This window comes from Streptomyces longispororuber, assembly GCF_024448165.1.
Classification (GTDB): domain Bacteria; phylum Actinomycetota; class Actinomycetes; order Streptomycetales; family Streptomycetaceae; genus Streptomyces; species Streptomyces longispororuber_A.
Map to the genome: position 1 here is coordinate 59318 of NZ_JAMOLN010000012.1, position 23638 is coordinate 82955.

27 protein-coding genes and 1 pseudogene are annotated in these 23638 nt (G+C 70.9%); 15 read left to right on the forward strand and 13 right to left on the reverse strand.

The features are described from left to right. Positions 1 to 12 precede the first annotated feature (12 nt). Together M4J07_RS05670 and M4J07_RS05675 are read right to left on the reverse strand one after the other, a co-directional pair. The gene (locus tag M4J07_RS05670; RefSeq protein ID WP_255967863.1) at positions 13 to 708 is read right to left on the reverse strand and encodes a class I SAM-dependent methyltransferase; all 696 of its coding nucleotides are present in this window, start codon (positions 706 to 708) and stop codon (positions 13 to 15) included. A gap of 100 nt (positions 709 to 808) precedes the next feature. Next, positions 809 to 2041 carry a beta-ketoacyl-[acyl-carrier-protein] synthase family protein gene (locus tag M4J07_RS05675; RefSeq protein ID WP_255967865.1) on the reverse strand — a complete coding sequence of 411 codons (1233 nt, stop codon included), beginning with the start codon at positions 2039 to 2041 and terminating at the stop codon, positions 809 to 811. A 67-nt stretch (positions 2042 to 2108) separates the two neighbouring features. Here M4J07_RS05675 and M4J07_RS05680 point away from each other — a divergent pair, with 67 nt between their 5' ends. Continuing rightward, a complete protein-coding gene (locus M4J07_RS05680; RefSeq protein ID WP_255967866.1) occupies positions 2109 to 2714 on the forward strand; it encodes a TetR/AcrR family transcriptional regulator C-terminal domain-containing protein in 606 nt (201 codons plus the stop codon). 64 nt (positions 2715 to 2778) lie between these two features. Further along, positions 2779 to 3198 carry a MarR family winged helix-turn-helix transcriptional regulator gene (locus M4J07_RS05685; protein ID WP_255967868.1) on the forward strand — a complete coding sequence of 140 codons (420 nt, stop codon included), beginning with the start codon at positions 2779 to 2781 and terminating at the stop codon, positions 3196 to 3198. On the opposite strand, the gene M4J07_RS05690 is transcribed toward M4J07_RS05685, so the two are convergent. Continuing rightward, entirely contained in the window at positions 3173 to 4309 is a 1137-nt protein-coding gene (locus M4J07_RS05690; RefSeq protein WP_255967870.1) for an XdhC family protein, read from the reverse strand. The two genes, M4J07_RS05685 and M4J07_RS05690, sit on opposite strands and share 26 nt — an antisense overlap. Positions 4310 to 4456: 147 nt before the next feature. Between M4J07_RS05690 and M4J07_RS05695 the strand changes: the two genes are divergently transcribed. The 4 genes from M4J07_RS05695 to M4J07_RS05710 are packed head-to-tail and all read left to right on the forward strand — an operon-like array spanning position 4457 to position 8964. Further along, the gene (locus M4J07_RS05695; RefSeq protein WP_255967872.1) at positions 4457 to 5314 is read left to right on the forward strand and encodes an FAD binding domain-containing protein; all 858 of its coding nucleotides are present in this window, start codon (positions 4457 to 4459) and stop codon (positions 5312 to 5314) included. Further along, on the forward strand, positions 5311 to 5850 hold the full coding sequence (locus M4J07_RS05700) for a (2Fe-2S)-binding protein (protein ID WP_255967874.1): 540 nt from the start codon (positions 5311 to 5313) through the stop codon (positions 5848 to 5850). The genes M4J07_RS05695 and M4J07_RS05700 overlap by 4 nt, the downstream gene beginning before the upstream one ends. Further along, a complete protein-coding gene (locus M4J07_RS05705; RefSeq protein ID WP_255967876.1) occupies positions 5847 to 8282 on the forward strand; it encodes a xanthine dehydrogenase family protein molybdopterin-binding subunit in 2436 nt (811 codons plus the stop codon). Before M4J07_RS05700 ends, M4J07_RS05705 begins: the two co-directional genes overlap by 4 nt. 25 nt (positions 8283 to 8307) lie before the next feature. After that, entirely contained in the window at positions 8308 to 8964 is a 657-nt protein-coding gene (locus M4J07_RS05710) for an SRPBCC family protein (RefSeq protein ID WP_255967878.1), read from the forward strand. Positions 8965 to 9241: 277 nt separating this feature from the next. On the opposite strand, the gene M4J07_RS48470 is transcribed toward M4J07_RS05710, so the two are convergent. Continuing rightward, a complete protein-coding gene (locus M4J07_RS48470; RefSeq protein WP_374214999.1) occupies positions 9242 to 9370 on the reverse strand; it encodes a DUF5713 family protein in 129 nt (42 codons plus the stop codon). A gap of 232 nt (positions 9371 to 9602) precedes the next feature. On the opposite strand from M4J07_RS48470, the gene M4J07_RS05720 reads away from it, so the two are divergent. Then, positions 9603 to 11162, forward strand: coding sequence for an oxidoreductase (locus M4J07_RS05720; protein WP_255967881.1), 1560 nt, complete (start codon positions 9603 to 9605; stop codon positions 11160 to 11162). Between the two features lie 34 nt (positions 11163 to 11196). Here M4J07_RS05720 and M4J07_RS05725 read toward each other — a convergent pair whose 3' ends face one another. Further along, on the reverse strand, positions 11197 to 11625 hold the full coding sequence (locus M4J07_RS05725; RefSeq protein WP_255967883.1) for a response regulator: 429 nt from the start codon (positions 11623 to 11625) through the stop codon (positions 11197 to 11199). 274 nt (positions 11626 to 11899) lie between these two features. Here M4J07_RS05725 and M4J07_RS05730 point away from each other — a divergent pair, with 274 nt between their 5' ends. Next, positions 11900 to 12550 (forward strand): hypothetical protein, encoded by a 651-nt coding sequence (locus M4J07_RS05730; protein ID WP_255967885.1) that lies wholly within the window; start codon positions 11900 to 11902, stop codon positions 12548 to 12550. A gap of 30 nt (positions 12551 to 12580) precedes the next feature. On the opposite strand, the gene M4J07_RS05735 is transcribed toward M4J07_RS05730, so the two are convergent. Both M4J07_RS05735 and M4J07_RS05740 read right to left on the reverse strand, forming a co-directional pair. Then, positions 12581 to 13051: a hypothetical protein gene (locus M4J07_RS05735; protein ID WP_255967887.1), complete on the reverse strand. Its 471-nt coding sequence runs from the start codon at positions 13049 to 13051 to the stop codon at positions 12581 to 12583. 54 nt (positions 13052 to 13105) lie between these two features. After that, on the reverse strand, positions 13106 to 13492 hold the full coding sequence (locus M4J07_RS05740; RefSeq protein ID WP_255967889.1) for a hypothetical protein: 387 nt from the start codon (positions 13490 to 13492) through the stop codon (positions 13106 to 13108). Between the two features lie 174 nt (positions 13493 to 13666). Between M4J07_RS05740 and M4J07_RS05745 the strand changes: the two genes are divergently transcribed. The 3 genes from M4J07_RS05745 (at position 13667) to M4J07_RS05755 (ending at position 16230) form a co-directional block, all read left to right on the forward strand. Continuing rightward, positions 13667 to 14638 (forward strand): intradiol ring-cleavage dioxygenase, encoded by a 972-nt coding sequence (locus M4J07_RS05745; protein ID WP_255967891.1) that lies wholly within the window; start codon positions 13667 to 13669, stop codon positions 14636 to 14638. 4 nt (positions 14639 to 14642) lie between these two features. Then, complete coding sequence (locus M4J07_RS05750) at positions 14643 to 15461, forward strand: triphosphoribosyl-dephospho-CoA synthase (RefSeq protein WP_255967893.1); 819 nt, start codon at positions 14643 to 14645, stop codon at positions 15459 to 15461. Between the two features lie 127 nt (positions 15462 to 15588). Continuing rightward, complete coding sequence (locus tag M4J07_RS05755; protein WP_255967895.1) at positions 15589 to 16230, forward strand: SMI1/KNR4 family protein; 642 nt, start codon at positions 15589 to 15591, stop codon at positions 16228 to 16230. 233 nt (positions 16231 to 16463) lie between these two features. On the opposite strand, the gene M4J07_RS05760 is transcribed toward M4J07_RS05755, so the two are convergent. Both M4J07_RS05760 and M4J07_RS05765 read right to left on the reverse strand, forming a co-directional pair. Beyond that, complete coding sequence (locus tag M4J07_RS05760) at positions 16464 to 16784, reverse strand: GNAT family N-acetyltransferase (protein WP_255967932.1); 321 nt, start codon at positions 16782 to 16784, stop codon at positions 16464 to 16466. A gap of 130 nt (positions 16785 to 16914) precedes the next feature. Continuing rightward, complete coding sequence (locus M4J07_RS05765) at positions 16915 to 18306, reverse strand: NAD(P)-binding domain-containing protein (RefSeq protein WP_255967897.1); 1392 nt, start codon at positions 18304 to 18306, stop codon at positions 16915 to 16917. 185 nt (positions 18307 to 18491) lie between these two features. On the opposite strand from M4J07_RS05765, the gene M4J07_RS05770 reads away from it, so the two are divergent. The 3 genes from M4J07_RS05770 (at position 18492) to M4J07_RS05780 (ending at position 20565) form a co-directional block, all read left to right on the forward strand. Beyond that, on the forward strand, positions 18492 to 18881 hold the full coding sequence (locus M4J07_RS05770; RefSeq protein WP_255967899.1) for an ArsR/SmtB family transcription factor: 390 nt from the start codon (positions 18492 to 18494) through the stop codon (positions 18879 to 18881). Between the two features lie 152 nt (positions 18882 to 19033). Further along, positions 19034 to 19624, forward strand: a complete 591-nt coding sequence (locus M4J07_RS05775) for a TetR/AcrR family transcriptional regulator (protein WP_255967907.1) — start codon at positions 19034 to 19036, stop codon at positions 19622 to 19624. Beyond that, positions 19621 to 20565 carry an SDR family oxidoreductase gene (locus M4J07_RS05780; protein WP_255967910.1) on the forward strand — a complete coding sequence of 315 codons (945 nt, stop codon included), beginning with the start codon at positions 19621 to 19623 and terminating at the stop codon, positions 20563 to 20565. The genes M4J07_RS05775 and M4J07_RS05780 overlap by 4 nt, the downstream gene beginning before the upstream one ends. Before the next feature lie 66 nt (positions 20566 to 20631). Here the strand turns inward: M4J07_RS05780 and M4J07_RS05785 are convergent, their stop codons facing one another. Together M4J07_RS05785 and M4J07_RS05790 are read right to left on the reverse strand one after the other, a co-directional pair. Further along, positions 20632 to 21645, reverse strand: a complete 1014-nt coding sequence (locus M4J07_RS05785; RefSeq protein ID WP_255967911.1) for a MerR family transcriptional regulator — start codon at positions 21643 to 21645, stop codon at positions 20632 to 20634. Positions 21646 to 21648: 3 nt separating this feature from the next. Continuing rightward, a complete protein-coding gene (locus tag M4J07_RS05790; protein ID WP_255967912.1) occupies positions 21649 to 22320 on the reverse strand; it encodes a HEAT repeat domain-containing protein in 672 nt (223 codons plus the stop codon). Positions 22321 to 22450: 130 nt separating this feature from the next. Here M4J07_RS05790 and M4J07_RS05795 point away from each other — a divergent pair. After that, positions 22451 to 22627: pseudogene (locus M4J07_RS05795) on the forward strand (DUF6000 family protein); the annotation flags it as partial. Here the strand turns inward: M4J07_RS05795 and M4J07_RS05800 are convergent. Both M4J07_RS05800 and M4J07_RS05805 read right to left on the reverse strand, forming a co-directional pair. Further along, positions 22585 to 22833: an SCO4226 family nickel-binding protein gene (locus M4J07_RS05800; RefSeq protein ID WP_255967914.1), complete on the reverse strand. Its 249-nt coding sequence runs from the start codon at positions 22831 to 22833 to the stop codon at positions 22585 to 22587. The pseudogene M4J07_RS05795 and the gene M4J07_RS05800 sit on opposite strands and share 43 nt — an antisense overlap. 123 nt (positions 22834 to 22956) lie before the next feature. After that, positions 22957 to 23520 (reverse strand): dihydrofolate reductase family protein, encoded by a 564-nt coding sequence (locus M4J07_RS05805; RefSeq protein ID WP_255967917.1) that lies wholly within the window; start codon positions 23518 to 23520, stop codon positions 22957 to 22959. Between the last annotated feature and the right edge of the window lie 118 nt (positions 23521 to 23638).

Sequence of the window (23638 nt, forward strand, 5' to 3'; positions counted from 1 at the left end):
TGGCGGGCTGCGTCACGGGCGCCGGAGGCTGACGGCCAGGAAGTGCGGCTGCTGGTGGGTCTTGTCGTGCCGGCGGACATCGACCTGTCGGGCCTCCGGCGTGGCGCGCGGTTCCCTCAGCTCCTCCAGCACGAATCCGGCCCCGAGCAGCTCGCCCAGGAACTGTTCCAGCGTCATCCGCCAGTAGCTGAGGGCGTATCCGTCGCCGAAGGGCAGCTCCACCCGCTCACCGGCGAAGTAGGAACCGCCGAAGTAGGTCCAGTCGCCGGTGGGGTGGGTGGTGGAGACCAGCAGCGTGCCGCCGGGCCGCAGCACGCGTCGTACTTCTGCGAGCAGTTGGGCCCGTGCGTCGATGTGGTGGTAGACGAGGGCCAGCACGACGAGGTCGAACGACTGGTCCGCCAGGAACGACAGCGGCTGCTCCAGGTCGTGCTGGTGCAGATCGGCTCTGTCGCCGAGCCGTTCCCGCGCGGCACGCAGCAACGTCTCGCTGCCCTCGACGCCGACCACCTCCCCCGCTCCCTTGCGCAGCAGGTCGGCGGCATAGTGCCCGGCCCCGCATCCGAGATCCAGTACGCGCAGGCCGCTCACGTCACCGGCGAGTTCGAGCATGGCCGGTCGGTCGGTGTACGCGTTGTAGGCGCTGTGCGTGGCCTGGAGTGCGAACTGCCGGCCCATCTCACCGTGGTACGCGGTTTCGGCTGCCATGGAGGGATTCTCGCAGGAGCCGTGGCGCCGGCCTCTCCGCGATCGCGAGCAGCTCAGTGCTCAAGGTGTGGCTACGTCGCTGTATCACTGTGTCGCTTTGTCACTGTGCGGTCGTGACGACCAGGGAGACGTTCTGTCCGCCGAAGCCGAAGGAGTTGCTGAGCACGGCCTCCTGGGGGATGTCCCGTCGCTCCGTCACGACATCGAGGTCGATGTCGTCGTCGACGCCGGCCTTCTCGAGGTTGCGGGTGGGCGGGATGATTCCGTGTTCCACGCTGAGGACGGCGATGAGCGCCTCGATCGCGCCCGCGGCGCCGAAGAGGTGGCCGAGCGCCGCCTTGGGTGCGGTCGCGGTGGCCCGGCTGCCGAAGACCTCCCCGATCGCGTGTGCCTCGGCGGCGTCGCCGACGGGGGTCCCGGTGGCATGGGCGTTGACGTGGCCCATCCGCTCGGGCGCCAGACCTGCCTGAGCGAGTGCCTTGCGCATGGCGGAGACCTGGCCGGTGCCATCGGGAGCAGGCGCCGTGATGTGGTGCGCGTCGGCGGCGATGCCCGCGCCGGCGAGCACCGCGTGGACGTGCGCGTGCCGGGCCCTGGCGTGCTCGGCGTTCTCCAGCACCAGGACGGCGGCGCCCTCGCTGAGGACGAAGCCGCCGCGGTCGGCGGCGAACGGCCGTGACGCCGACGCGGGGTCGAGGGTGTCGCGCGACAGTGCCTGTGCCTGCGTGAATCCGGCGACGGTGAGCGGAGTGATGGCGGCCTCGGTTCCGCCGACGATGACCACGTCCGCCTCGCCGGCCCGGATGAGCCTGGCCCCCAGGGCGATCGCCTCGGCACCGGACGAGCACGCCGAGACGGGCGTGTAGGCGCCGGCCCGTGCCCCGTACTCGATGCTGATCAGTGCCGCCGCCGCGTTGGGCATGAGCATCGGGATGGTGCGGGGAGAGACGCGCCGGGTCCCGGACGCCTCCAGTACGTCGTCCTGCTCCAGCAGCGTCCGTACGCCGCCGATGCCCGTGCCGATCACCGAGGCGAGCCTGTCCGGGTCCACGTCGGGGGCGCCGGCATCGGCCCAGGCCTCGGCCGCCGCGACCATGGCCGCCTGCTGCGCCCGGTCGAGCCGCCTGGCCCGCACCGGTGGCAGCGACGCCGCGGGATCGACCGCCATCGTCCCCGCGACGGTGTCGGGAAGGCCGCTGCCCTCCTGGTCGCGCAGGACTCCCCCGCGGATGCCGGACCGGCCGGCCAGCAGAGCGTCCCAGGTGGAGGCCACGTCCCCACCGAGGGGTGTGATCGCGCCGAGTCCGGTCACGACGACGTCCGTCCTGTCCATGTGGTCCAACCCTTCTTGTATGCGATACAAACGAGCGCATCTTTTTTGTATCACATACAATCCGCGGGTGGAGAAGAAGCGAACCGACGCCCGGGCGACCCCGACCCCGGCACTGGACCGAGGGCGCGCGACGCGGCGCCGGCTGATCGAGGTCACGGCCCAGCTGTGCACGGAGCGGCCCGGCGGCGAGGTGAGCGTCGCGGAGATCGCGAAAGCGGCGGGGGTCTTCCCCAACCAGGTCACCTACTACTTCGGCTCCAAGGACTCCCTGCTCGTGCACGGCGCCTTCCTGTGCCTGCTGCACGACACCCGGCGGATCGAGCGCATCGGCCGCCAGGCCCCGGACGCCGCGACGTTCCGGCGCAACATCGCCCGCGCCGTACTGGCACTGCCCTCGCTCCCGTCGGTCGCGCGAGCCCTCGCCACCGGGATCGCGAAACCCGAACTGGCCCCCGTGATCGACCAGCACCTCCAGCTGCTCTTCCGGCAGTCCGAACGGTTCGTGAGCCAGCTCGTCGAGGCGCGCGGCTGGAGCACGCGTCGCCCGCTCAACGTGGAGGCGAGAACCTTCTGGAGCACCGCGCTCGGCGCCGTCCTGCTCGTCCGCGCCGGAGCCCACGGCAGCAACGCCGAACTCGACCTCGCCGGAGCGCTGACCGTCCACGACGCGTAGCCGCACCCGCGGGTGCGGTGCGGGGCCCCTTCGACCGACACGATCCGCTCGTTAGGCTTCCTTCATGCATGACAGTGATGTGGGCGTCGGTGACGCCTGGCGGGCGGGTGTCCTGCTGCGGCAGGTGCACCAGCGCAAGCACCGCGAGATCGACGCCGCGCTCACTCCGTTCGGCCTGTCCATGTCGCAGTACGTGGTGCTGCTCGCGGTCGCCGAACTCCCCGACGCCTCCGCCCACGCGGTGGCGGTCCGCACCGCGCAGACCGACCAGTCCGTGGGGGCGACCCTGCGCACCCTGGTGGAGACCGGACTCGTGGACCGCGCCGACGGCATGGGGCGGCTCTACCGTCATCGCCTGAGCAGCCGCGGCACAGCGCTGGTCCAGCGGTGCGAGGAGCCGGTGCGGGCGAAGCTCAAGGAGGTCTTCGCGCCCCTCAGCGAGGCCGAGGTCGCCCAGCTCAGGAGCCTGCTGGAACGGCTGTAGCCACTGCGGAGGCCTCGAAAGCGGCGGCATGGATCGGTGCCGAGAGAGCGCCGAGCGGTGCACCGCTGCCGCCGCGTCGTGCGGCGACGATCTCGGCGGCGATCGACAGGGCGGTCTCCTCGGGGCTGCTGCCGGCCAGGTCAAGCCCGATCGGCGAGTGCAGCGCGGCCAGTTCGAGCATGCTCAGCCCGGCCTCCCGCAGCCGTTCCAGGCGGTCGGCGTGGGTGCGCCGGCTGCCCATCGCTCCGACGTACCCGACGGGTGAGCGCAACGCCCGCACCAGGAGAGGGACGTCGAACTTCGGGTCGTGGGTCAGGACGCAGACCGCGGTGCGCGCGTCCAGCTCGCCGCGGATCGACTCCAGGTGCCGGTGCGGCCACTGCACCACCACCTCGTCCGCGTCGGGGAAGCGTTCGGCGGTGGTGAAGACGGGTCGGGCGTCGCACACCGTGACCCGGTAGCCGAGGAAGCGCCCGATCCGGGACAGCGCACCCGCGAAGTCGGTGGCCCCGTAGACGAGCAGCCGGGGCGGCGGCACGAACGGCACGACCAGGTACGCGGCTGACGCGCCGGTGCAGGCGGGATCGCTCCCGTCGGCGGCACCCGGCCGCGCGGTGCCGTCCGACAGGGCCCTGCGGGCGGCCTCGCCGACCGGGCCACCGGGCAGCCGGTCGGGCGTGGCCAGGAACCAGTCCCTCTCGGTACCGGCACTCGCACCGTCGCCGACCGGCACAGCGAGCGCGACGGGGCGCCCCGCGTCGCGCAGCGCGGCAAGCTCCCGCAGCACCGCGTACTCGGCCGCTCCCAGCGGACGCACCTGCACCTCGATCTCCCCGCCACAGGTGAGTCCGGCGGCGAAGGCGTCCCCGTCGGCGATCCCGTACGCGTCGCCCAGGGTGACGCCTTCGGCGATCGCCTCGCGGGCCAGTTCGTACACCGCGCCCTCCACACAGCCGCCGGAGAGCGAACCGAGGACCTCGCCGTCGGCGCTGACCGCCATCGACGTGCCGATCGGGCGGGGCGCGGAGCCGCTGGTGCGCACCACCGTCGCCAGGGCACACGCGACACCGTGGCGCTGCCAGTCGAGAAGCCGGTCCAGGATGTCCCGCACGGCCGCCTCCTTGTTGTCTCCGTACCGCCTCGTACGGATCGAGGGTTGACAGGTCCGCCCGCTCCGGCGTCTCCTATCTAAGTCTCCTTATATTTTAGCCCTTAGACGCTTCCGAGCGGTAGGGGCCACGTGACCAGGTGGTGCGATGTGAAACCGGGCCCCTTCGACTACGCCGTTCCGGACACGCTGCACGAGGCGCTGCAGCTGCTGTCCGGCACCGAGCGGGACACCAAAGTGCTGGCCGGTGGCCAGTCGCTGATACCGATGCTCAACATGCGCCTGGCCCGCCCGGAACTGCTGGTCGACATCACGCGGATCCCCGAACTCGGGCGGCTGGCCGTGGGCGACGACGGCGCACTGCGCATAGGGGCCTCCGTGCGTCAGACGGCGGTCGCCGACGACCCCGTCGTACGCGAGGGCTGGCCCCTGCTCACCACCGCGATCACGCAGATCGGGCACCCGCAGATCCGCAACCGCGGCACCGTCTGCGGCAGCCTCGTCCACCACGACCCGGCCGCCGAACTCCCGGCCGCCGCCCTCGCCCTCGACGCCCGCTTCACGGTCGCCGGACCCGGCGGCACGCGCACCGTCGAGGCCGCGGACTTCTTCCTCTCCACCTTCGCCACCGACGTGGAACCCGACGAGATCGTCACCGAGGTCGTCGTCCCGCCGCAGCCCGCCGGAACCGGCTGGGCGTTCCAGGAACTCATCCACCGCCGGGGCGACTTCGCCGGAGTCGGCGTCGCCGTGCTCCTGCGCCGCACCGGCGAGCGCGTCGGCGCGGCCCGCATCGTGTTCTTCGGCGTCGGCTCCACGCCCGTCCGGGTGCCGGCCGCGGAGCAGGCACTGATCGGCAGCGGTTTCGACGCCGAGGCCACCGTGGCGGCGACCCGCGCCGCCCTCGACCCGCAAGGGGACGTCCACGCCGGTGCCGAATGGCGCCGGGAAGGAGCCGAGGTCCTGCTGCGCCGGGCCCTCGCCGAAGCATGGGAGCGCACCGCATGAGCACCCCGACCGCCCCCGGCCTGCCACCGCTGTCCGAGCCCACCGCCTGGCACACGATCAGCCTCACCGTCAACGGCGAGCCCGTCACCGCACAGGTCGAGTCCCGCCTGCTGCTCAGCGATTTCCTGCGCACCCGCCTCGGACTGACCGGCACCCACACCGGGTGCGAGCACGGCGTCTGCGGCGCCTGCACCGTCCTGCTCGACGACGCCCCCGTACGCACCTGCCTCACCCTCGCCGTCCAGGCGGCCGGCGCCGAACTGCGCACGGTCGAAGGACTGACACAGGACGGCCGGCCGCTCACCCCCGTGCAGCGCGCCTTCCACGAACAGCACGGAATGCAGTGCGGCTTCTGCACCCCCGGCTACGTCATGACGTGCACCGCCCTCACCGAGCGCGCGTGCCGGCCCGACGACGACACGGTCGCCGACGAACTCAGCGGCCACCTGTGCCGCTGCACCGGCTACCAGAACATCCGCGCCGCCGTGCGGCAGGCCCTCGACGAGCGTTACGGGCAGCAGGAGGAGACGAGTTGAGCACCGACACGGGCACCGACACGCTTTCGGAGACCGGCGCCGAGTCCCGTACTGGAGCCGGCACCGAGTCCCGTACGAAGACCGGCACCCAGCCCCATGCGGAGCCCGGCACCGAGCCGCGCACCGACGGCGCCTGGATCGGCCGCGGCCGGCTCCGCGTCGAGGACGAACGCCTGCTCCGCGGCGGCGGCCGCTACGTCGACGACATCCGGCTGCCCGGCACCCTCGAAGTGGCGTTCCTGCGCAGCCCGCAGGCCCACGCCCGGATCACCCGCATCGACGCGGCAGCCGCCCGCGCCCTGCCCGGCGTGCGCGCCGTGTACACCGCCGCCGAGACCGACCGGCTGCCGCCGGTCGTCAACGAGGCCGAACTGCGCGTCCCCGAGGGCCTCGAGCAGGCCATCGATCCGCTCGTGCGCCGCCTCCCCTACCCTCTGCTCGCCTCCGGGAAGGTCCACTTCGTCGGCCAGCCCATCGCCATGGTCGTCGCCGAGAGCCGCTACCTGGCCGAGGACGCCATCGAACTGATCGAGGTCGACTACGCGCCGCTGCCCGTCGTCATCGACCCCGACGAGGCGCTCGCCCCCGGCGCCCCGCTGATCGAGGAGAGCTGGGGCGACAACCTCGCCCTGCGCGCCGAGGCCCGAGTCGGCGACACGGACGCGGCGTTCGCCGAGGCGGCGGTGGTGATCGAGGAGGAGTTCCACGCCCACCGCTACGTCGCGTCGCCGATGGAGACCCGCGCGGTCCAGGCCGCGCCCGGCGCGTACGACGGACGCATGACGGTGTGGTCCAACACCCAGACGCCGCACCGGGTGCGCGACCACATCGCCGAGGCCCTCGACGTGCCGCCGCTCGCCGTGCACGTGATCGCCGCCGACGTCGGCGGCGGGTTCGGGCAGAAGGGCATCATCTACGTCGAGGACGTACTGATCCCCGTCGCCGCCCGGGATCTCGGCGTGCCCGTCCTGTGGCGCGAGGACCGCAACGAGAACCTCGTCGCCGCATCCCACGCCCGCGAGCAGGTCCACCGGATCTCCCTCGCCGCCGACGCGGACGGCAGACTGCTCGGCCTGCGCGACGAGTTCGTCGTCAACTTCGGCGCCACGACCATGACGGGACTCGTCGTCCCCTACAACTCGATCGTCCACCTGATGGGTCCCTACCGGATCCCCAACGCCGACATCCGCACCCGCGCCGCCCTCACCAACACCGCGCCCACCTCCCCTTACCGGGGTGCGGGCCGCCCCGAGGCGGTGTTCGCGATGGAGCGGGCCCTGGACCGGCTCGCCCGCGCGCTCGACCTGGAACCGGCCGAGCTGCGCGCCCGCAACCTCATCACCCCGGACGAACTCCCCTACCGCACGGGCCTGTTGGACCGTTCCGGCAACCCGCAGGAGTACGACTCCGGCGACTTCCCCGAACTCCTGCGCCGGGTCAGGGAGATGGTCGACGTACCGGCCGTCCGCGCCCGCCAGGCCGAACTCGCGGCCGCAGGCTCCGCGCACCGGGTGGGCGTCGGCTTCGCCGTCTACCTGGAGGCGACCGGGCTCGGCCCCTTCGAGTCCGCACGCGCCGCCGTCCGCCCCGACGGACGCGTCCGCGTCTCGCTCGGCGCACCCTCGCAGGGGCAGGGCCACGCCACGAGCATGGCGCAGATCGCCGCGGATGCGATCGGCTTCCCCTTCGAGCTGATCGACATCGAGGGCGGCGACACCGACACCGTCCCGCACGGCGTCGGCACCATCGCCTCCCGAGCGCTGGTCACCGCGGGCAACGCCACCCACATAGCGGGCGGCCGACTGCGCGCACGCATCCTGGCGGCCGCCGCCGACCACCTCGCCGTACCGGCCGCCGACCTCCTCCTCGACGACGGCGCGATCACCCACCCGGCCACCGGCCGCCGCCTGACCCTCCCCGAACTGCTCTTCGCAGGCTACGAGTTGAGCGAGACGGGATACTTCCGCCCGCCCGGCTTCACCTTCGCCAGTGGCGCCAGCGGCGTGATCGTCGACGTGGACACCGAGACCGGACACGTGGCGATCGAGAAGTACGCCGTCGCCCACGACGCGGGCCGCATCGTCAACCCGGTCATCGCCCACGGCCAGGTAACCGGCGGCATCGCCCAGGGCATCGCGGGCGCCCTGTACGAGGAGATGCGCTACGGCCCCGACGGCCAGCCCGTCACCACCACGTACATGGACTATCTCGTCCCCACCTCCGAGGAGATCCCCGACCTGGAGATCTCCGAGGTCGTCACCGAGAGCACCCTCAACGCCCTGGGCGTGAAGGGCCTCGGCGAGGGCGGCGCGATCGCCCCGCAGGCCGCCGTCTCCAATGCCGTGGAGGACGCCCTCCTGCCGTACGGAGTGGTGGTCCGGCGCGGCCCCCTCACGCCCGACCGCGTACGCGCGCTGCTGCGCGACAACTGACACGCCCCGACGCACGGAGAACCCCATGCAACTCGAGAACAGCTTCACCGTCCCCGTCCCGCCCACCGACGCGTGGCAGGCCTTCCAGGACATCGCCGCCGTCGCCCCCTGCATGCCCGGCGCGGTCCTCGACTCCGCGGACGGCGACACCTTCGCCGGGCGGGTCAAGGTCAAGGTCGGTGCTGTGCAGATGAGTTACCGCGGCGAGGGCACCATCACCCGCGACGAGCCCGGCCGGACGATCACTCTCGACCTCACCGGCAGCGAGACCCGGGGCGCGGGAACCGCCGCCGCGAAGGTCACCGCGCACCTCAGCGAGGACGGCGCCGGCACCACCACCGGCACCCGCATCACCGTGCGCACCGATCTCGATCTGACCGGACGCCCGGCCCAGTTCGGCCGCGGCATCCTCGTCGAGGTCGCGGACCGCCTGGTCCAGCAGTTCGCCAGGAACCTGGCGGCCTACCTGGCAGCCGGCCCCGAGGCGACGGGCACCACCACGGCCTCCGGTGCCGCGGCAGCGGAACCGGAGGCCGTGGACCTGGGCGCCGCGGTCCTCCCCGTCCTGGCCCGACGCGCGGCGAAGCCGGCGGTCGTGGCCGGCGCGCTGGGCCTGCTCGGCTGGCTGCTCGTACGTGCCCTGCGGCGCGGCAACGGAGAGTCCGGAGCGGCCCGGAACTGACGGGACGGGATGCCGGAGGGGCCGTCGTACGTGCCGCGATCCGGCGCACAGCACGACGGCCCTCCTGTTGCGCCATCAGGCGGGCGGAACCGGCACCTCCCAACGCTGGCAGGCCACTTCGGCGCAGTTGCGCAGGTTGATCCCCGCGGACTCGCCCGGGTCGCCGTCGTTCTGGATGGCCAGGCACCGCCCGTTCACCTGGAGTGGACCGGGTCCGCGAGCGGTGCCGTACCGGACGCAGGAGTCAGCTGGGAGGGTCCTGATGTCGCATGGGGCCTCACCAGTCCCGGACGGCCGTCAGCTCCTCCGCGTCGGCGTCCGTGAACCCGTACGCCGACGCGACGAAACAGAACTCCTCGCATATCCACTCACGCGCGACCGTCTCGATCCCACCCAGAAGGATCACCCTTCCCTTTCCGACGAGGTGATCCGGGAAGTACGAGCTTCGTACATCGACCGCAGGAACGCGTGACCCGCCACCTGTGGGTTGGTGATCAGCATGGCACTTCCCCTCTCCGCGAAGAACTGACGAGCCGATCATGCACGGCGCCACTGACAACGACGCCTCGCAGGGATCGGAGCGCGGTGGGGTCAGGCGGGGCGGGGCGGGCGCTGAGGAAGATCGCTAGTCTGAACGAGTGCTCTCATACGACGAGTTGACTCCCCCGGAGCGCGAGCTGTGGGACGCGTTCCCCGAGGGGCGCCACGTGGACTTGCGCACGGGCACGCCCGGGGAAGACCGGGTCACCGAGGGAGGTCAGTGGGGTCCCGAGCGAACCGTTCGGGCCACTGTGATCGCGGTGCTGCTCTCGGGTGGGAACGCCCCGCGGCCGGGTGCCGCCCCAGGTCTGAGACTGGCCGGCGCGCGGATCAGCGGCCACCTGGACCTCTCGGATCTGGAGCTCGGTCAGGCTCTCCGGATCGAGGAGTGCTGGTTCGAGGAAGCTCCGACGCTCCAAGGGGCGTCGACCCGGACCATCCGCATCATGGACAGCCGGCTGCCGGGTCTGGACGCCGGTCTGGCGCGTGTCGAGGGACACCTCGATCTGTCGCGGTCCCGTGTGGAGGGATGCCTGAACCTTCTCAACGCCTCGGTGGCGGGAGAGCTGGTGCTGAACGGCACACGAGTGTGCGTCGCCAAGGGCTGGGCAGTGATCGCGGACGGCCTGGACATGGGAGGCGGCATCTTCTGCATGCACGGGTTCACCGCCCGTGGCGGGATACGTCTGCTGGGGGCGCAGTTGCCGGGAGGCCTGTTCATGCAGCGCGCGCATGTGGAGAGCCCCGTACCGCTGGGACGCCCCGGTCCGCGCGGAGTGGCCTTGGCCCTGGACAACGTCGTGGCGTCGACGCTCAACCTCTCCGATGGCTTCACCTCGGACGGGACGGTGAGACTGCGAGGCGCTCGGGTCTCGGACACCCTGACCTTCGCAGGAGCAGTCCTGAACGCGGCCCCCGGCGGTGACGGCACGGCCCTGGCCGGCCCCCTGATGCAGGTGACCGACTTCGACGTCACCTGTGCCCAATCACCGTCCGGCACGGTGGATCTGCGGGGCGCACAGGTGTCCCGCCTCCGCGACAACGAGCACAGCTGGCCGGAGACGGTGGAGTTGGACGGCTTCGTGTACGGCTCCGTCGAAACCCTCGAAGCCGTCGAAGCCACCGAGGCGGGCGAACGGAGGGAGGTGAGGAGGCGTCGGCAGTCCGTGGCATACCGCGTGGGCTGGATACGGCGCAGCCCCGGATACAGTCCTCAGCCGTACGAGCAGTTGGCGAGCTGGTACCGGACCACCGGCCACGACGACGATGCCCGCCGGGTGCTCCTGGCCAAACAACGTCACCGCCGTCGCACACTGCGCCCAGCGGCGCAGGTGTGGGGCCACGTACTCGACATGACCGTCGGCTACGGCTACCGGCCCTGGCTGGCCGGCATCTGGCTTCTCGCGTTGACCCTGCTGGGCAACCTGGCCTTCCGCACCCAGCCGCCCACCCCGGTCAAGGAAGGTGAAGGCGCCCCGTTCCAGCCCCTCGTCTACACACTCGACCTCCTGATCCCCATCGGCGGCCTGGGACAGCGCACGGCCTGGTACTGGTCGAACGGCAGCCTCCAGTGGCTGGCCCACCTGCTGATCGCCTTCGGCTGGGTGCTGACGACGGCCGTCATCGCGGGCGCCACCCGCGCCCTGCAGAAGGATTAGCGGGCTGCGCAGGCGCCGCTGGCACGTCACAGCCTTACGGCACACCGGACGTCGTCACCGATCGCGGAGCCGTCGCTCGCTCCGCGCCGAGCCGCATCATGTAACCGGCTTTGACCCGCAGGGCGTTGAGGTCGATGGGCTTGCTGATGATGTCGGCGACGCCGACCTCCAGCGCCTCGGCCGTGAGGGCGTCGTCCAACCGCATCCCCGTCACCAGAATGATCGGGATGTGGCAGGTCTGATCGAGCCGTCGGAGGTAGCGGGCGACTTCCATCCCACTGAGCAGCGGCATGCGCACGTCCATGACGACCAGGCCGACACCACCCTTCAGAGCCGCCTTGAGCGCATGGGCACCGCCGGTGGCACGTTCCACGGGATGCCCCAACGGCACAAGCGCGGCCTCCAGGGCCAACAGAGTGTCCTCGTGGTCGTCGACCAGCAAGATCCTCAACTTGTCCGCCATGGCCTCTCCACCCCCGGCATCGACATTCTTCCCGTCTCCGAAAAGTGTGGGCCAGGGTAGTGGCCTCGCGCTGCGATTTGACGGGGCAACAGGGCGGAGGGATGTGCGGATTGACCGATCTGTGGTCTGTGGTCTGTGATCTGTGGAGGTGGTGCTGTCGCCCCGCAGCTCCAGAGCGCCCCGGTACCGACGCCGGACCTACCCCCGCCGTGGGTGGGTGATTCCCTGAAGGGGCCGCCCGCCGCGACGTCAACTGGCCTTGTAGCGTGGGCGAATGCCCCCTCAATCCCACCATGGTGTCGAAGCCGAGCGCGTCGCAGCGGCTTGGCGCGCTCTGACCGCGTGGCTCTCCGAGCACGCCCCCGTCTCGTACGCCTCGCTCCTCCCGCCCGCGCCGGAATCCGAGATGGCGAACGCCGACGCGGCGCTCCGGCAGCACCTGGGGTTCGGCCTGCCGCCGGAGCCGGCCGCGCTGTGGCGGCTGTGCGGTGGTGTGGAGCACCAGTACATCGAGGCCAACGAAGAGGAGGGCGAGGTCGGATCGGGGGCGTTCCTGCCGGGCGGGATCCTGTTCGGGCCGAGGGAGGCGCTCGAGCTGCGGCTGCCCGAGACCGGTCGCCGCGACATGTGGGGCGCAGCGGTGGTTCCGTGGCTGACCTGCGACGAGGCGGGTCCCGAGTCCGGTACCTACGCGGGCCCGGACGGTGTCGGTTCCTGGTCGCTGCCGGACGACCTGGCCTGCGACAAGCCCAGTCATCCGTCGATCGCCGCCTACCTGGAGGCCGTGTACCGCACACTCACCGAAGGACCCGCGCATGCGATGGGCTCTGACGTGCCCGGCTTGGTGTGGGGCTGCCTGATCTGGGACGACCCCGCCTGCCCGCTGCTGGACGATGCGCTGCCGCACTGGCGCCCCATCCACTGACAGGCATGCCGGAAGGGGACCGCTCAGACCTCATGCGCGACGTTCGACGGCATCCGGCTGCAGCCTCAGCTCTTGGACCTGATAGCAGTCCGAGTAGAGGGTGGCGACGATCGCGCCGCAGGCACACGCCAGGTTGGGTCCCCACTCACCGTCCATGCCGCAGCAGTAGCCACGCCGCATCGCGACGTCGGGGTGTTCCTCCAGGCCGAGCCCGTCACCGGGGTTGAGGACGATGGTGCCGTTCGGACCTGCCTCCACCAGGAGGCCGGACTGCTCATCCAGTACGTAGGGCGGGCCGGACGGATCGGGGTCGACCGCGAAGGTCCCCGGATGCATCCGCACGATGGGGTCAGCACAGTGCCCGTTCGCGTCCTCGGGTGACGCCTCGGGCCGGAACCACCCCTCGTCCACTCCGTAGTCCGGGAGAGGCCGCTCAAGGAGCGTCGGGGTGACCGCGCGGCAGCAGCTACGACACCGGAAGGCGGTCATCAGGGCGGTCATCAGGGCACTCATCTCTCCGGTCACCAACAGCGAGGGTCCCCGCGTGCGACTGACTCAGTCTCGCTTGTCCTCGACGTGGACGACGTGCAGTTCGGTACCGTCCTGATCCCGCTTGGACCGTCCGCACAGCCCGACGACGATCTGCGACTGCTCGTGAGGCTCATCTGGACCGACATAGGTGAGGACGTCGTTGTGGTGCCCGGTGACCACCCATCCCTCGGCGCCCTTGACGTCGATCACCCCGAAGTCCCCGGCCGAAGAGCCGGCATGCGCGGGCCCGAACTCCTTCAGGATCTCCGCGGCCTGCTCAGCCAGCTCGCCGTCCGGTTCGGGCAGCACGACACACGTGCCGTGCTCGAACAGCACCCACGACTTGCGAGGATCGACAAGAATCCGCCGCCAGACGTCTACGAGTATCTCGGTTTCCATGCCGGTCATCATGCCGCAGAGCACTGACACAGCGCGGTGATCGGCTGGGCGTCTACGGCCGGGCGTCTACGGCCGGCCGATGGGGGATTGTTGACACTAACGTCGGCCAGATAGTTGTCGCGGATCTCAGGTTCTCCACAGGCCACACCCACACTCCTGACGGCTGCCGCTCCTACCGTCCCGATCATGACTGGAAGCCACAAGAACAGGTCCATCACCCGCCGTCGCGCGGTGGCCCTCACCGGTGGGGCGCTCGGCGCCGGAGGGCTCGCGCTCGCCGGGTACCAGGCCGCGTTCGCCGACGGGACCGCCACCGCCGAGGCCACCGGGTCCGCCTCCGCGTCAGCCGGTGCGAGCAGCAGCAGCGGCCAGTGCGTGCTCATGTCCAGCGTCACCGAAGGCCCGTACTACCTGGACGGCGCGCTCGTCCGGAAGGACATCACCGAGGGCAAGGACGGCGTCCCGCTGACGCTGCGCATCACCGTCCAGGACACGACCGATTCGTGCGCGCCCGTCGCTGGTGCCGCCGTCGAGATCTGGCACTGCGACGCCTGGGGCTACTACTCCGGCTACACGACCGCCAACCCGGGCGGCTCCGCTCCGGCCGAGTCGGAGGACGGGAGCGACGCGAACGACAAGACGTACCTGCGCGGCTACCAGGTGGCCAATGCGAACGGGGTCGTCAAGTTCAAGACGATCGTGCCCGGTTGGTACACCCCGCGTGCCTGCCACATCCACGTCAAGGTGCACACCGGCGGGCAGAAGGAGGACGGCACGTACGAGGGCGGCACGGTCAACTACACCGGCCAGTTCTTCTTCGACGACGACGTGGTCGCGGACATCTTCGAGATCGAGCCGTACGCACAGCACTCCGGCACCTGGACCAAGCTCGACGACGACATGGTCTACGAGGGCGGGGGCGCCTCCGGCGGGCTCCTGACCCTCGAACCGGTGCACAAGGCGAGCCCGGCCAAGGGCTACAAGGGGTACATCACCCTCGGCATCGACCCGGACGCCGAGAACACGGGCGCCGGAAGCGGCGGGGGCGGCACCCCGCCGAGCGGTGCCCCGACCGGGACGCCTCCGAGCGGCGCCCCGACCGACGCGTCGAGCGACGCGTCGAGCGCCTCGGCCGGGTCAAGTGTCTCGTCTTCCTGAGGAGTTGAGCGAGCGGATCCGGGCGCTCGCCGACGCCGCCGTCACTGCGCTCACGGCCCGGCTCGACCTGGCGGGGCAGCCAGCCGCGCCGGGACCTGCCGAACTCGGCGCCCTGCGCTGGTCCGCACGCGCCCTCACCCCCGGCCTCGCCGCGATCGCCGCCGCAGCGCAGCGCACCGGCGCGGCCTCGCCCGGCCTGCGCGAGGAGCTCGGCGCGATCGGCCGCAGTACCGAACGCGCCGCGCGGCAGGCGGGTGGCGCGCACCGCGGCGCCCTGTGGGTGCTCGGCTTGCTCGTAGCCGGGACGGCGCTCGATCCCGGGGACCCCCTGGCCTCCGCGAAGGCCCTGGCCGCGCATCCCGACCGGAAGGCCCCGCGCAGACCGTCGCAGGGATCGACGGTCACGGCACGGTACGGAGCAGCCGGGGCACGCGGTGAGGCGCGAGCTGGATTCCCACACGTGCGGCGGGCGTTGGACGCCTTGCACGTTGCCCGCGACTCGGGCACCGCGGAGCCGGAGGCGCGCCTCGACGCCCTGCTGACCATCATGTCCACCGTGCAGGACACGGGCCTGTTGTACGCAGCGGGACCGCACGGACTGCGCCGCGTTCAGGCCGGCGCCCGTGCGGTCCTGGAGGCGGGTGGCGCCTCAAGCCCCGCAGGTCGTGCGGAACTTGAGGCGTTCGACATCGCTCTGCGGGAACAAGGTCTCGTTCCCCGTGGCAGCCCCGCCCTGCTGGCCGGCGCACTGTTCCTCGACGCACCGCGCTACGTCAGCCCCCGCCTCGGGGTGACGCACCACGATCGCATCGATCCTGGCTAGAACTTCGAAGGGACGTAGTTCGTGTCGTCGCCAGGCCGCGAGGCTCCGGAGCCGCCTTGCCAGAGGCGCCTTGTCAGAGCCGTCTTGTCAGAGCCGTCTTGTCAGAGGCGCCGTCTATGGTCGGCCCATGACATCGATGGATCTTGTTGCGTTCGACCAGGCGTGGGAGCGGTTCGAGTCGTGGTTGGCCGCCCGGTCTCCGGCGGATCACGCCGCACTGCGCGCTCCGGCGACGACTGCTGAGATCGCGGACCTGGAGGGGAAGTTGGGATTCGCCCTTCATCCCGAGCTCAGGAGACTACTGGAGCGACGGAACGGTGTCGTCGAGCCCGAGTGGAACAGCGGATCCGACACGGGAGTCTTTCCGGCCGGGAACATTCTGCCGCTGGGACATCGGCTCAGTTCGACGGCGGAGATCGCGTCGATGCACGAGATTCTCGTCGACGTCGGCGAGGACAACGCCGACGCCGATCTGTGGGACGAGGAAGACCTGGCCGGTCATCTGCACCTCTGCGTGCCTTTCGCGCAGCCCAATGACGGCGGTGTCGCATTCGTCGACCATCGGCCCGGCGCCACGTACGGGCACGTGTACGAGATGGGCATAGGCTCCGGGGATCTGGACGGCACCCTCTGGGGTTCGAGCCTGACCGAGTTCGTCCGCGCCGTGACGGACGCTCTGGAGACGGGCACCCCCTTCACGTACTACTGGCCTGTCACCTTCGAGCACTCTTCAGGCAGGTCCTGCATCGAGTGGGAGGTCCGTTCGTAGAACCGTCACGCACGCGATGCACCACGAAGTTCCGCTGCTCCGCAGCGAACGAAGTTCGCTCCCCACTGCGACGAGTCCATGCCCGTGGTCGACTGGACGTCAGCGGTGCCCTGGCCATTGACCGTCGGTGTGATCTAGCCGGGTGAAGAGCACACCGGTCCCCGCCGGAGGTAACGAGATCGGTGTGCGGCGCCAGCTCCGCGACCGGCCTGGCCCGACCCCGTCGTAGTCGGTCAGTGCCTGCGGTAGTCGAGGTCCTGGTAGTCGGAGTGGGTGTCCATCCACCGCTGGTAGAAGGGGCAGATCGGCAGCACCGAGACGCCCTGCTCACGGACGGCGTCCAACGACGCCCGTACGAGACTCGATCCGACCCCGCGGCCTTCGTAGGCCGGATCGACCTCGGTGTGCACGAAGGTGACGAGTCCGTCGGTGCGCACGTACTGGGCGATGCCCGCGATCTCGCCCGACCCGGTCACGCGCGCCACCCAGCGGTTGGCGGCGGGGTCGTCCTCGACCTGGACGGTGACGGCGGGGGTGTCGTTCTGGCTGACCATGGTGTCCACCGAAGCATGGATCGGCTGTCCCGGCACGACGAACAGCGTCATGGCCCCCACACTCTCGACATGTCGGCAAGTCGGAAAGTCGATCGCGGGGATCGTGCACCGGCCCGCATCGACGGCCCGTTCAGCAGCAGCCCGCCGAAGGGGACTCACCGCGCTCAGCGGTGGCGGGAGTTCCGATCTGGATGAGGGCCGGTACGGGCGCGCAGCAGCCACCCGCCGCGTCCTGTTCCGCGTCGGGAGTGTCGAAGAGGCCCGCGCCTCCGCAGACTCCGGTCTCGGGGAGGGTCAGTTCGACTCGGTCGGCGGCCTCGGTGTCACCGGCGAGCGCCGCGACGACCGAGCGGACCTGCTCGTAGCCGGTCATCGCGAGGAAGGTGGGCGCACGGCCGTAGGACTTCATGCCGACCAGATAGACGTCCCGCTCGGGGTGGGACAGTTCGCGGTGGCCGTGTGGGTAGACGGTGCCGCAGGAGTGCTGGTTGGGGTCGATCAGCGGGGCGAGCTCGACCGGTGCTTCCAGGCGCTCGTCGAGGTCGAGTCGGATCTCGGAGAGGAACGACAGGTCGGGGCGGAAACCGGTGAGCACGATGATCTCGTCCACCGGATCGAGGCGTCGGCCGTCCTCGGCGATCAGGACCAGGCGACCGTCGGTGTCGCGTTCGACGGCCTCGGTGCGGAAGCCGGTGACGGCATCCGCGTGCCCGTCGTCGACCGCGGCCTTCGCCGCGAGGCCGAGGGCGCCGCGGGCCGGGAGCTGGTCGGCTTCGCCGCCGCCGAAGGTGGATCCGGAGATGCCTCGCCGCAGGACCCACAGACCTTTGGTGTCCGCGCCGTCGTCGGCCTTCGCGAGGTCGGCCAGGTAGGCGAGAGCGGTGAAGGCGGAGGCGCCGGAGCCGATCACCGCGGTGCGTTTGCCCGCGTATCGGGCTCGGACGGCAGGGTCCTGGAGGTCGGGCACGCGGTAGGTGATGCGGTCGGCGGCGGCGCGCTCGCCCAGCGCGGGCAGACCGCTGCCGCCGGCCGGCGACGGGGTCGTCCAGGTGCCGGAGGCGTCGATGACGGCGCGGGCGAACAGGCGCTCCTCGCGGGCGTCGGCGTAGCGCACGTGGACGACGAAGGGCTGGGCCTCCCGGTCGGCGTCGACGATGCGGTCGCGGCCGGAGCGCGATACGCCCGTGACGGTGGCGCCGGTGCGGACCTTGGCGCCAAGAGCGTCGGCGAGCGGCTGGAGGTAGTCGTTCACCCAGTCGCCGCCGGAGGGGTAGGTGGCGGCATCGGGGCGGACCCAGCCGGTCGGGGCGAGCAGCTTCTCGGCGACCGGGTCGACGACCTCGCCCCAGGTGGAGAAGAGCCGTACGTGGGACCACTCGCGCACCGCTGCGGCGGCCTGGGGGCCGGTCTCCAGGACGAGCGGCTCGATGCCCTGCTCTACGAGGTGGGCCGCGGCGGCCAGGCCGATGGGGCCGGCCCCGATCACGACGACGGGCAGGTCGGAGGGGGCAGGTGCGTTCACGGCGACTCCTCGCTTGTTTCGACGACTGTCGATATCTGGTGGAGCCAGCATGGCACCCTGAATCGACGAACGTCAACATAGACGTTCATCGAATCAACCCGCCCGATCCGAGCCCGACCCACGCAACCGGCCCAGCCGCCACAGCGGCCCGGGCCGCCTGTATCGACGTGTGTCAACATAGATGCATGTCGAAGACGAAGGCGCTGCCCCTCATCGAGTCGACCGGCCGACAGAGCGTCGAACCGTGCTGCCCGCCCTTGACGGAGCGCCCGTTCACCGCGGACGAGGCCGAGACCGCCGCCCGCATGTTCAAGGCGCTCGGCGACCCGGTGCGACTGCGCCTGTTCACGCTCATCGCGTCGCACGAGGGTGGGGAGGCGTGCGTGTGCGACATCTCCGACGTCGGAGTGTCCCAGCCGACGGTCTCCCACCACCTGAAGAAGCTCAAGGAGGCCGGCCTGCTCACCTCCGAGCGGCGTGGCACCTGGGTCTACTACCGGGTCGAGGCGCCCGCACTCGCGGGCATGAGCCAACTACTGCCCCACACCCCCGCACCCTCCCCCGCATCGGCGTGACCCACCCGCATCACGCGCCCTCCAGCCGGTCTCGGCAGCCCTGCTGACAGCGGGTTGCCATCGGTCCGCCCGACCTCTTTAATGAATGAACAGGCATTTATTAATGGACGGGAGTCATCGTGGCGGGACGCCCCCGGGGAGTCGACGATGCAGTGATCTTGCGGGCGGCGGCGGACGTGATCGGCCGGGTCGGCCCCATGGGACTGACGCTGGCCGTCGTGGCGCGCGAGGTGGGACTGGTGCCCGGCACACTCGTTCAGCGGTTCGGGTCCAAGCGCGGGCTGCTCCTCGCACTGGCGGAACAGTCCGCGAAGAACGCCGAGGCGCTGCCCGGGCGCGTACGGGAGAGGCATGGATCGGCAATTCAGGCGCTCCAGGCGCTGATGGTGGAACCGATGGCGTCGATGACCACACCCGAGACCTACGCCAACCACCTGGCGTTCCTGTGCATCGACCTCACCGATCCACAGTTCCGCCAGCACGCCCTGGCCATGCACGAGAACCAGACCCAAGCCATCGAGAAGCTGCTCGCCGAGTCCCTGCTCTCGGGCGAACTCCGCGCCGGGACGGACACGGCGGCCCTGGCCAGGTCCGTGCAGGCGATCACCTCGGGTGCGGGCCTGCTGTGGGCGCTCGATCGCCGAGGCACCCTCGAACAGCGGATCCGCCAAGAGCTGGACAACGTGCTGTCCCCGCACCTCCCGCCCAGCCACAGCCACCGCCACGACCTGGAGGAGTCATGAGGACCGAGGGGAACACCGACCGGATTACCGAGGGGAACGACGCACAGCCACTCACCGGAAAGGTGGCCCTCGTCGCCGGGGGCACCCGGGGCGGCGGGCGGGGCATCGCCGTCGAACTCGGAGCCGTCGGCGCGACGGTGTACGTCACCGGCCGCAGCAGCACCGCCGGGCGCTCGGACCTGAACCGCCCCGAAACCATCGAGGAGACCGCCGAGAAGATCACGGCCGCCGGCGGCCTCGGCATCCCGGTCCGCACCGACCACAGCCGCCCCGACGAGGTCCGCGCCCTGGTCGACCGGATCGCGACCGAGCAGAACGGTCGGCTCGACATCCTGGTCAACTCCGTATGGGGCGGGGACCCGTTGACCGACTGGGAACATCCGGTGTGGGAGCAGGATCTGGACACCGGACTGCGGTTGCTGCGCCAGGCGGTCGAGACCCACGTGGTCACCAGCCGTTTCGCGCTTCCGCTGATGGTCGCCCGCGGCACCGGCCTGGTCGTGGAGGTCACCGACGGCAACACCGCCCGCTACCGCGGCTCGTTCTTCTACGACCTCGCCAAGTCCGCGGTGATCCGACTCGCCGTCGCCCAGGCCGCGGAACTGAAGCCGCACGGCGTCGCGGCCGTGGCGATCACACCCGGCTTCCTGCGCTCGGAGGCCATGCTGGAGGGCTTCGGCGTCACGGAAGCCAACTGGCGGGACGGCGCGGCCAAGGACCCCGACTTCGCCAGCTCCGAAACCCCCACCTACCTGGGAAGGGCGGTCGCCGCACTGGCCGCCGACCCCGACATCATGGCCAAGACCGGGCAGGCGCTGGCCACTTGGGGCCTGTACAAGGAGTACGGGTTCACCGACGCCGACGGCACACAACCCGACTGGGACGCCCATTGGGCCGACGCCCTGGAAGAGCAGTACGGGCCGCTCGGAGACCCGTTGTGACACCGCGGGGCCTCACGGTGCTCCGCACCGGCGGACCCCGTCAGCCATCACTCTCCCCCGCGCTCGCTACGTTCCCTTGCGCAGTTCGAGAACGTACGTCGCCGTCAACGCAACGGCCCGATCCTCGTCATGCACCAGATCCCCCAAGGCACTTGAGGCAGCGGTTCCCGGGATGTCGGCGAGCGCCTGCGTCAGCCGCCGGCGTGCGGGCGCTCCCAGGGTGCCGGTCGCCAGGCGGTCGATAAGTCCCGTGGCGATCTGGTCCGCCACCGCGGCATCACTCGCCAAGGCGCCCAGCGCATCGGCCGCGTCGACGTCGGCCGCGCCGTTCCCCTCCTCGACGATCACGCCGATGAGCGTCGGTACCGCGTCGGCGACTCCACGCGCCCCGAGGGCCAGAGCCGCACACCTGCCCACCGCACTGTCGGAGCTCGTGAGGGCGCCCCGCAGCAGCTCGGTCGCCTCGTCGCCCGGAATCTCGGCGATGGACTGGACGGCCCGTTTCCGCACCTCGGCCGCGGACGAGCGGAGGCCCGCCGCGAGCAGGCTCAGTCCGTCCGCGTCCGAGTGGGCCAGCGCCCAGCGCAGGGCTCCGGCCACGATCGGGTCCGGCTCGCTCAGCACGGCGTCGACCAACGCCTCCACCGGCACGGGAGCGTCCTCGACGGCGGAGAGCGCGGCGCGCTGCCGCGTTCCCGCGCTCTCGGACCTCAAGTCCTGAAGGAGCGCGACGCTCTGCAGGACGTCCTCCCAACCGGCAGGTTCCGCAGCGCCGATGCGACGCAAACGCGTGAGCAACTCCGTCTCCGCGGCGATGCGTTCGCGCGTCTGGCGGATGAGGTCGTCGACGAGCTCCGCCGGTGCGAAGCCGGGGTCGTCGAGGGCGCGGCCGACGTCGCGCAGCGACAGCCCCAGCGATCGCAGGCTCTCGATGTGGAAGATGCGCCGGATGTCCTCGCCGGAGTACTCGCGATAGCCGGAGCCGGTGCGGCCCGTCGGCCGCACCAGACCGAGGGACTCGTAATGCCTGAGCATGCGGGCACTGACGCCGGACCGCCGCGCGACATCACCGATCAACATTGCCTACGGTTCCTTCCGGCCGGCCCCGCCCAGGGCATGGATGCGCTTCGCCTCCTCGACGGCGAACTCGAATCCGGCGTCCGGGTCCCGCCACAGCCGCTCCGTGGCGGCCGCATGCGTGCGCACGCGCGGATCCGGATCCGTCGTCGCGGCGCCGAGTGCCGGCACCATCACCTCGCCGAGGGCGATCAACGACCGGCTGAGGCTCAACTGCGTCTCTCGCCCACCACGTCCGAGCTGCGCCGCCAACAGTACGGCCAACGCGTGCCGCTCCCCCTCAGGCACGAGCACGACGGCCGCCCGCCAGGCGCTCCGGGCCACCTCGTCGTCCGCGTCGGCCAGCAGCGCCGGAGTGATCACCGGCCACGCCTGCCGATCCCCGATCTTGGACAGCGTGTGCAACGCCTGACTCCGCGCCTGCGCGCTCCCCGCCCGCACCTCGTCGACGAGCAGCGGAACCGTCATCGACGCCTCGTGCCGGGTGAGGGCCCACGTCAGCATTTCGCGCACGTAGAACTCGGGCTCGACCGCGCATCGCGCGATGAGTCTGCCGACGGATCCGGGGTCCGGGTCCGTACCGACCGCGAGCGCGGCCTGCAGCCGGACCGACGGATTGCCGTTCTCCAGGCCCTTCAGGGCTCGCATGGTGTTCGTGGCCTCTTCGGGCATGGTCATCAGAACGCCTCCTTGACTGCAGTGAAGGCCTTGTCACTGTGTCAAGGTCAAGCGAAGCCGCGACGAGAGGCGAGGGCGACGCCGCTGCGGACGCCGCCCTCGTTCAGCTGCCCGGCCCGAGGTCTGTTGCGCGGGCAACTCCTACTGCATGGTCCTGGCCACCTTCGGAACCGCGGACGATGCGGCCCTGCTGACCGCCTACCTCGACCACTACCTGGCCCGGCCCGACCTCGACTACGACCAGGGCGTGGCCCCGCCCCGTGATCAGGCGGTCAAGGGCACCGGGTGGATCTCGTCGGCCTTGTGACCGGCCCGTTCGTGGATGCGCTGGACCGCTTCCGCCGAGGGAGCCTCGGACAGGCAGTAGACCGTGCCGGACTGCGGGTCCGCCCACGCCTTCTCGAAATGGACGCCTTCGTCCTTCTCGATGGCGAGGTCGGCCTGGTGCGCCTTCATCAACTGATCGGCCGTGAGGCCCTTCATCCCGTGGTGGACGTCCATGAACTGCGACATGTCGTCGCACCTCCTTTCATGGCTCGACGACTCGAGGCCAGGTCGGCGGAACCACGCAGCCTGCGGCCGACCGGCTCCGTGTGTCCATTTTCCTCCCGCGTCCGTCGCGCAGCTACGCGAGGGCTACGACCTGGTCCGGTAGTGCGCGTGGATCAGGCCGCTGTCGAAGGCCCGCTCCTCGACCAGTTCGAGGTCGAGGCGCACCCCGTCGGGGAAGAACCGCGTGCCGCCGCCTACCACGGTCGAGGTAATGAACAGGTGGTACTCGTCCACCAGGCCCGCCCCGATCGCCTGGGCCGCGAGGTTCGGGCCGTCGACGGTGAGGTCGGCATCGGACTCTGCCTTCAGCTTGCGCACCACGTCCGGGTCGAAGGTGCGCTCGATCCTGGTCCTCTCGCTGGACACCGATTCCAGCGTCGTCGAGTACACGACCTTCTCTGCCGCCTGCCAGTCGCGGGCGTACTGAATGATGTGCGGCGGCTGACCCGGCAGGGCGTGCGCGGTCTCCCAGTACAGCATCGTCTCGTACATCCGCCGGCCGTAGAGATAGGTGCCGACGGGGCGGAAGAGGTCGTTGACGTAGGTGTGCACCTCCGGGTCGTCGCCCGCCCCGCTGCCGAGGTCCCCCTCCGCCGCCTTGGCGTACCCGTCGAGCGACGTGATCATCGAGTAGATGAGCTTGGCCATGGGGCTCCCTCAGGTACGGGCACGTCAAGGTGCCGGCTGTCGTACAAGGGGTGACCTCCGCGGGAGTCGGAACTCATCGGTCGTTCCCGCGTTGCGTGCGGCCGAGCAGGTCCGAGAA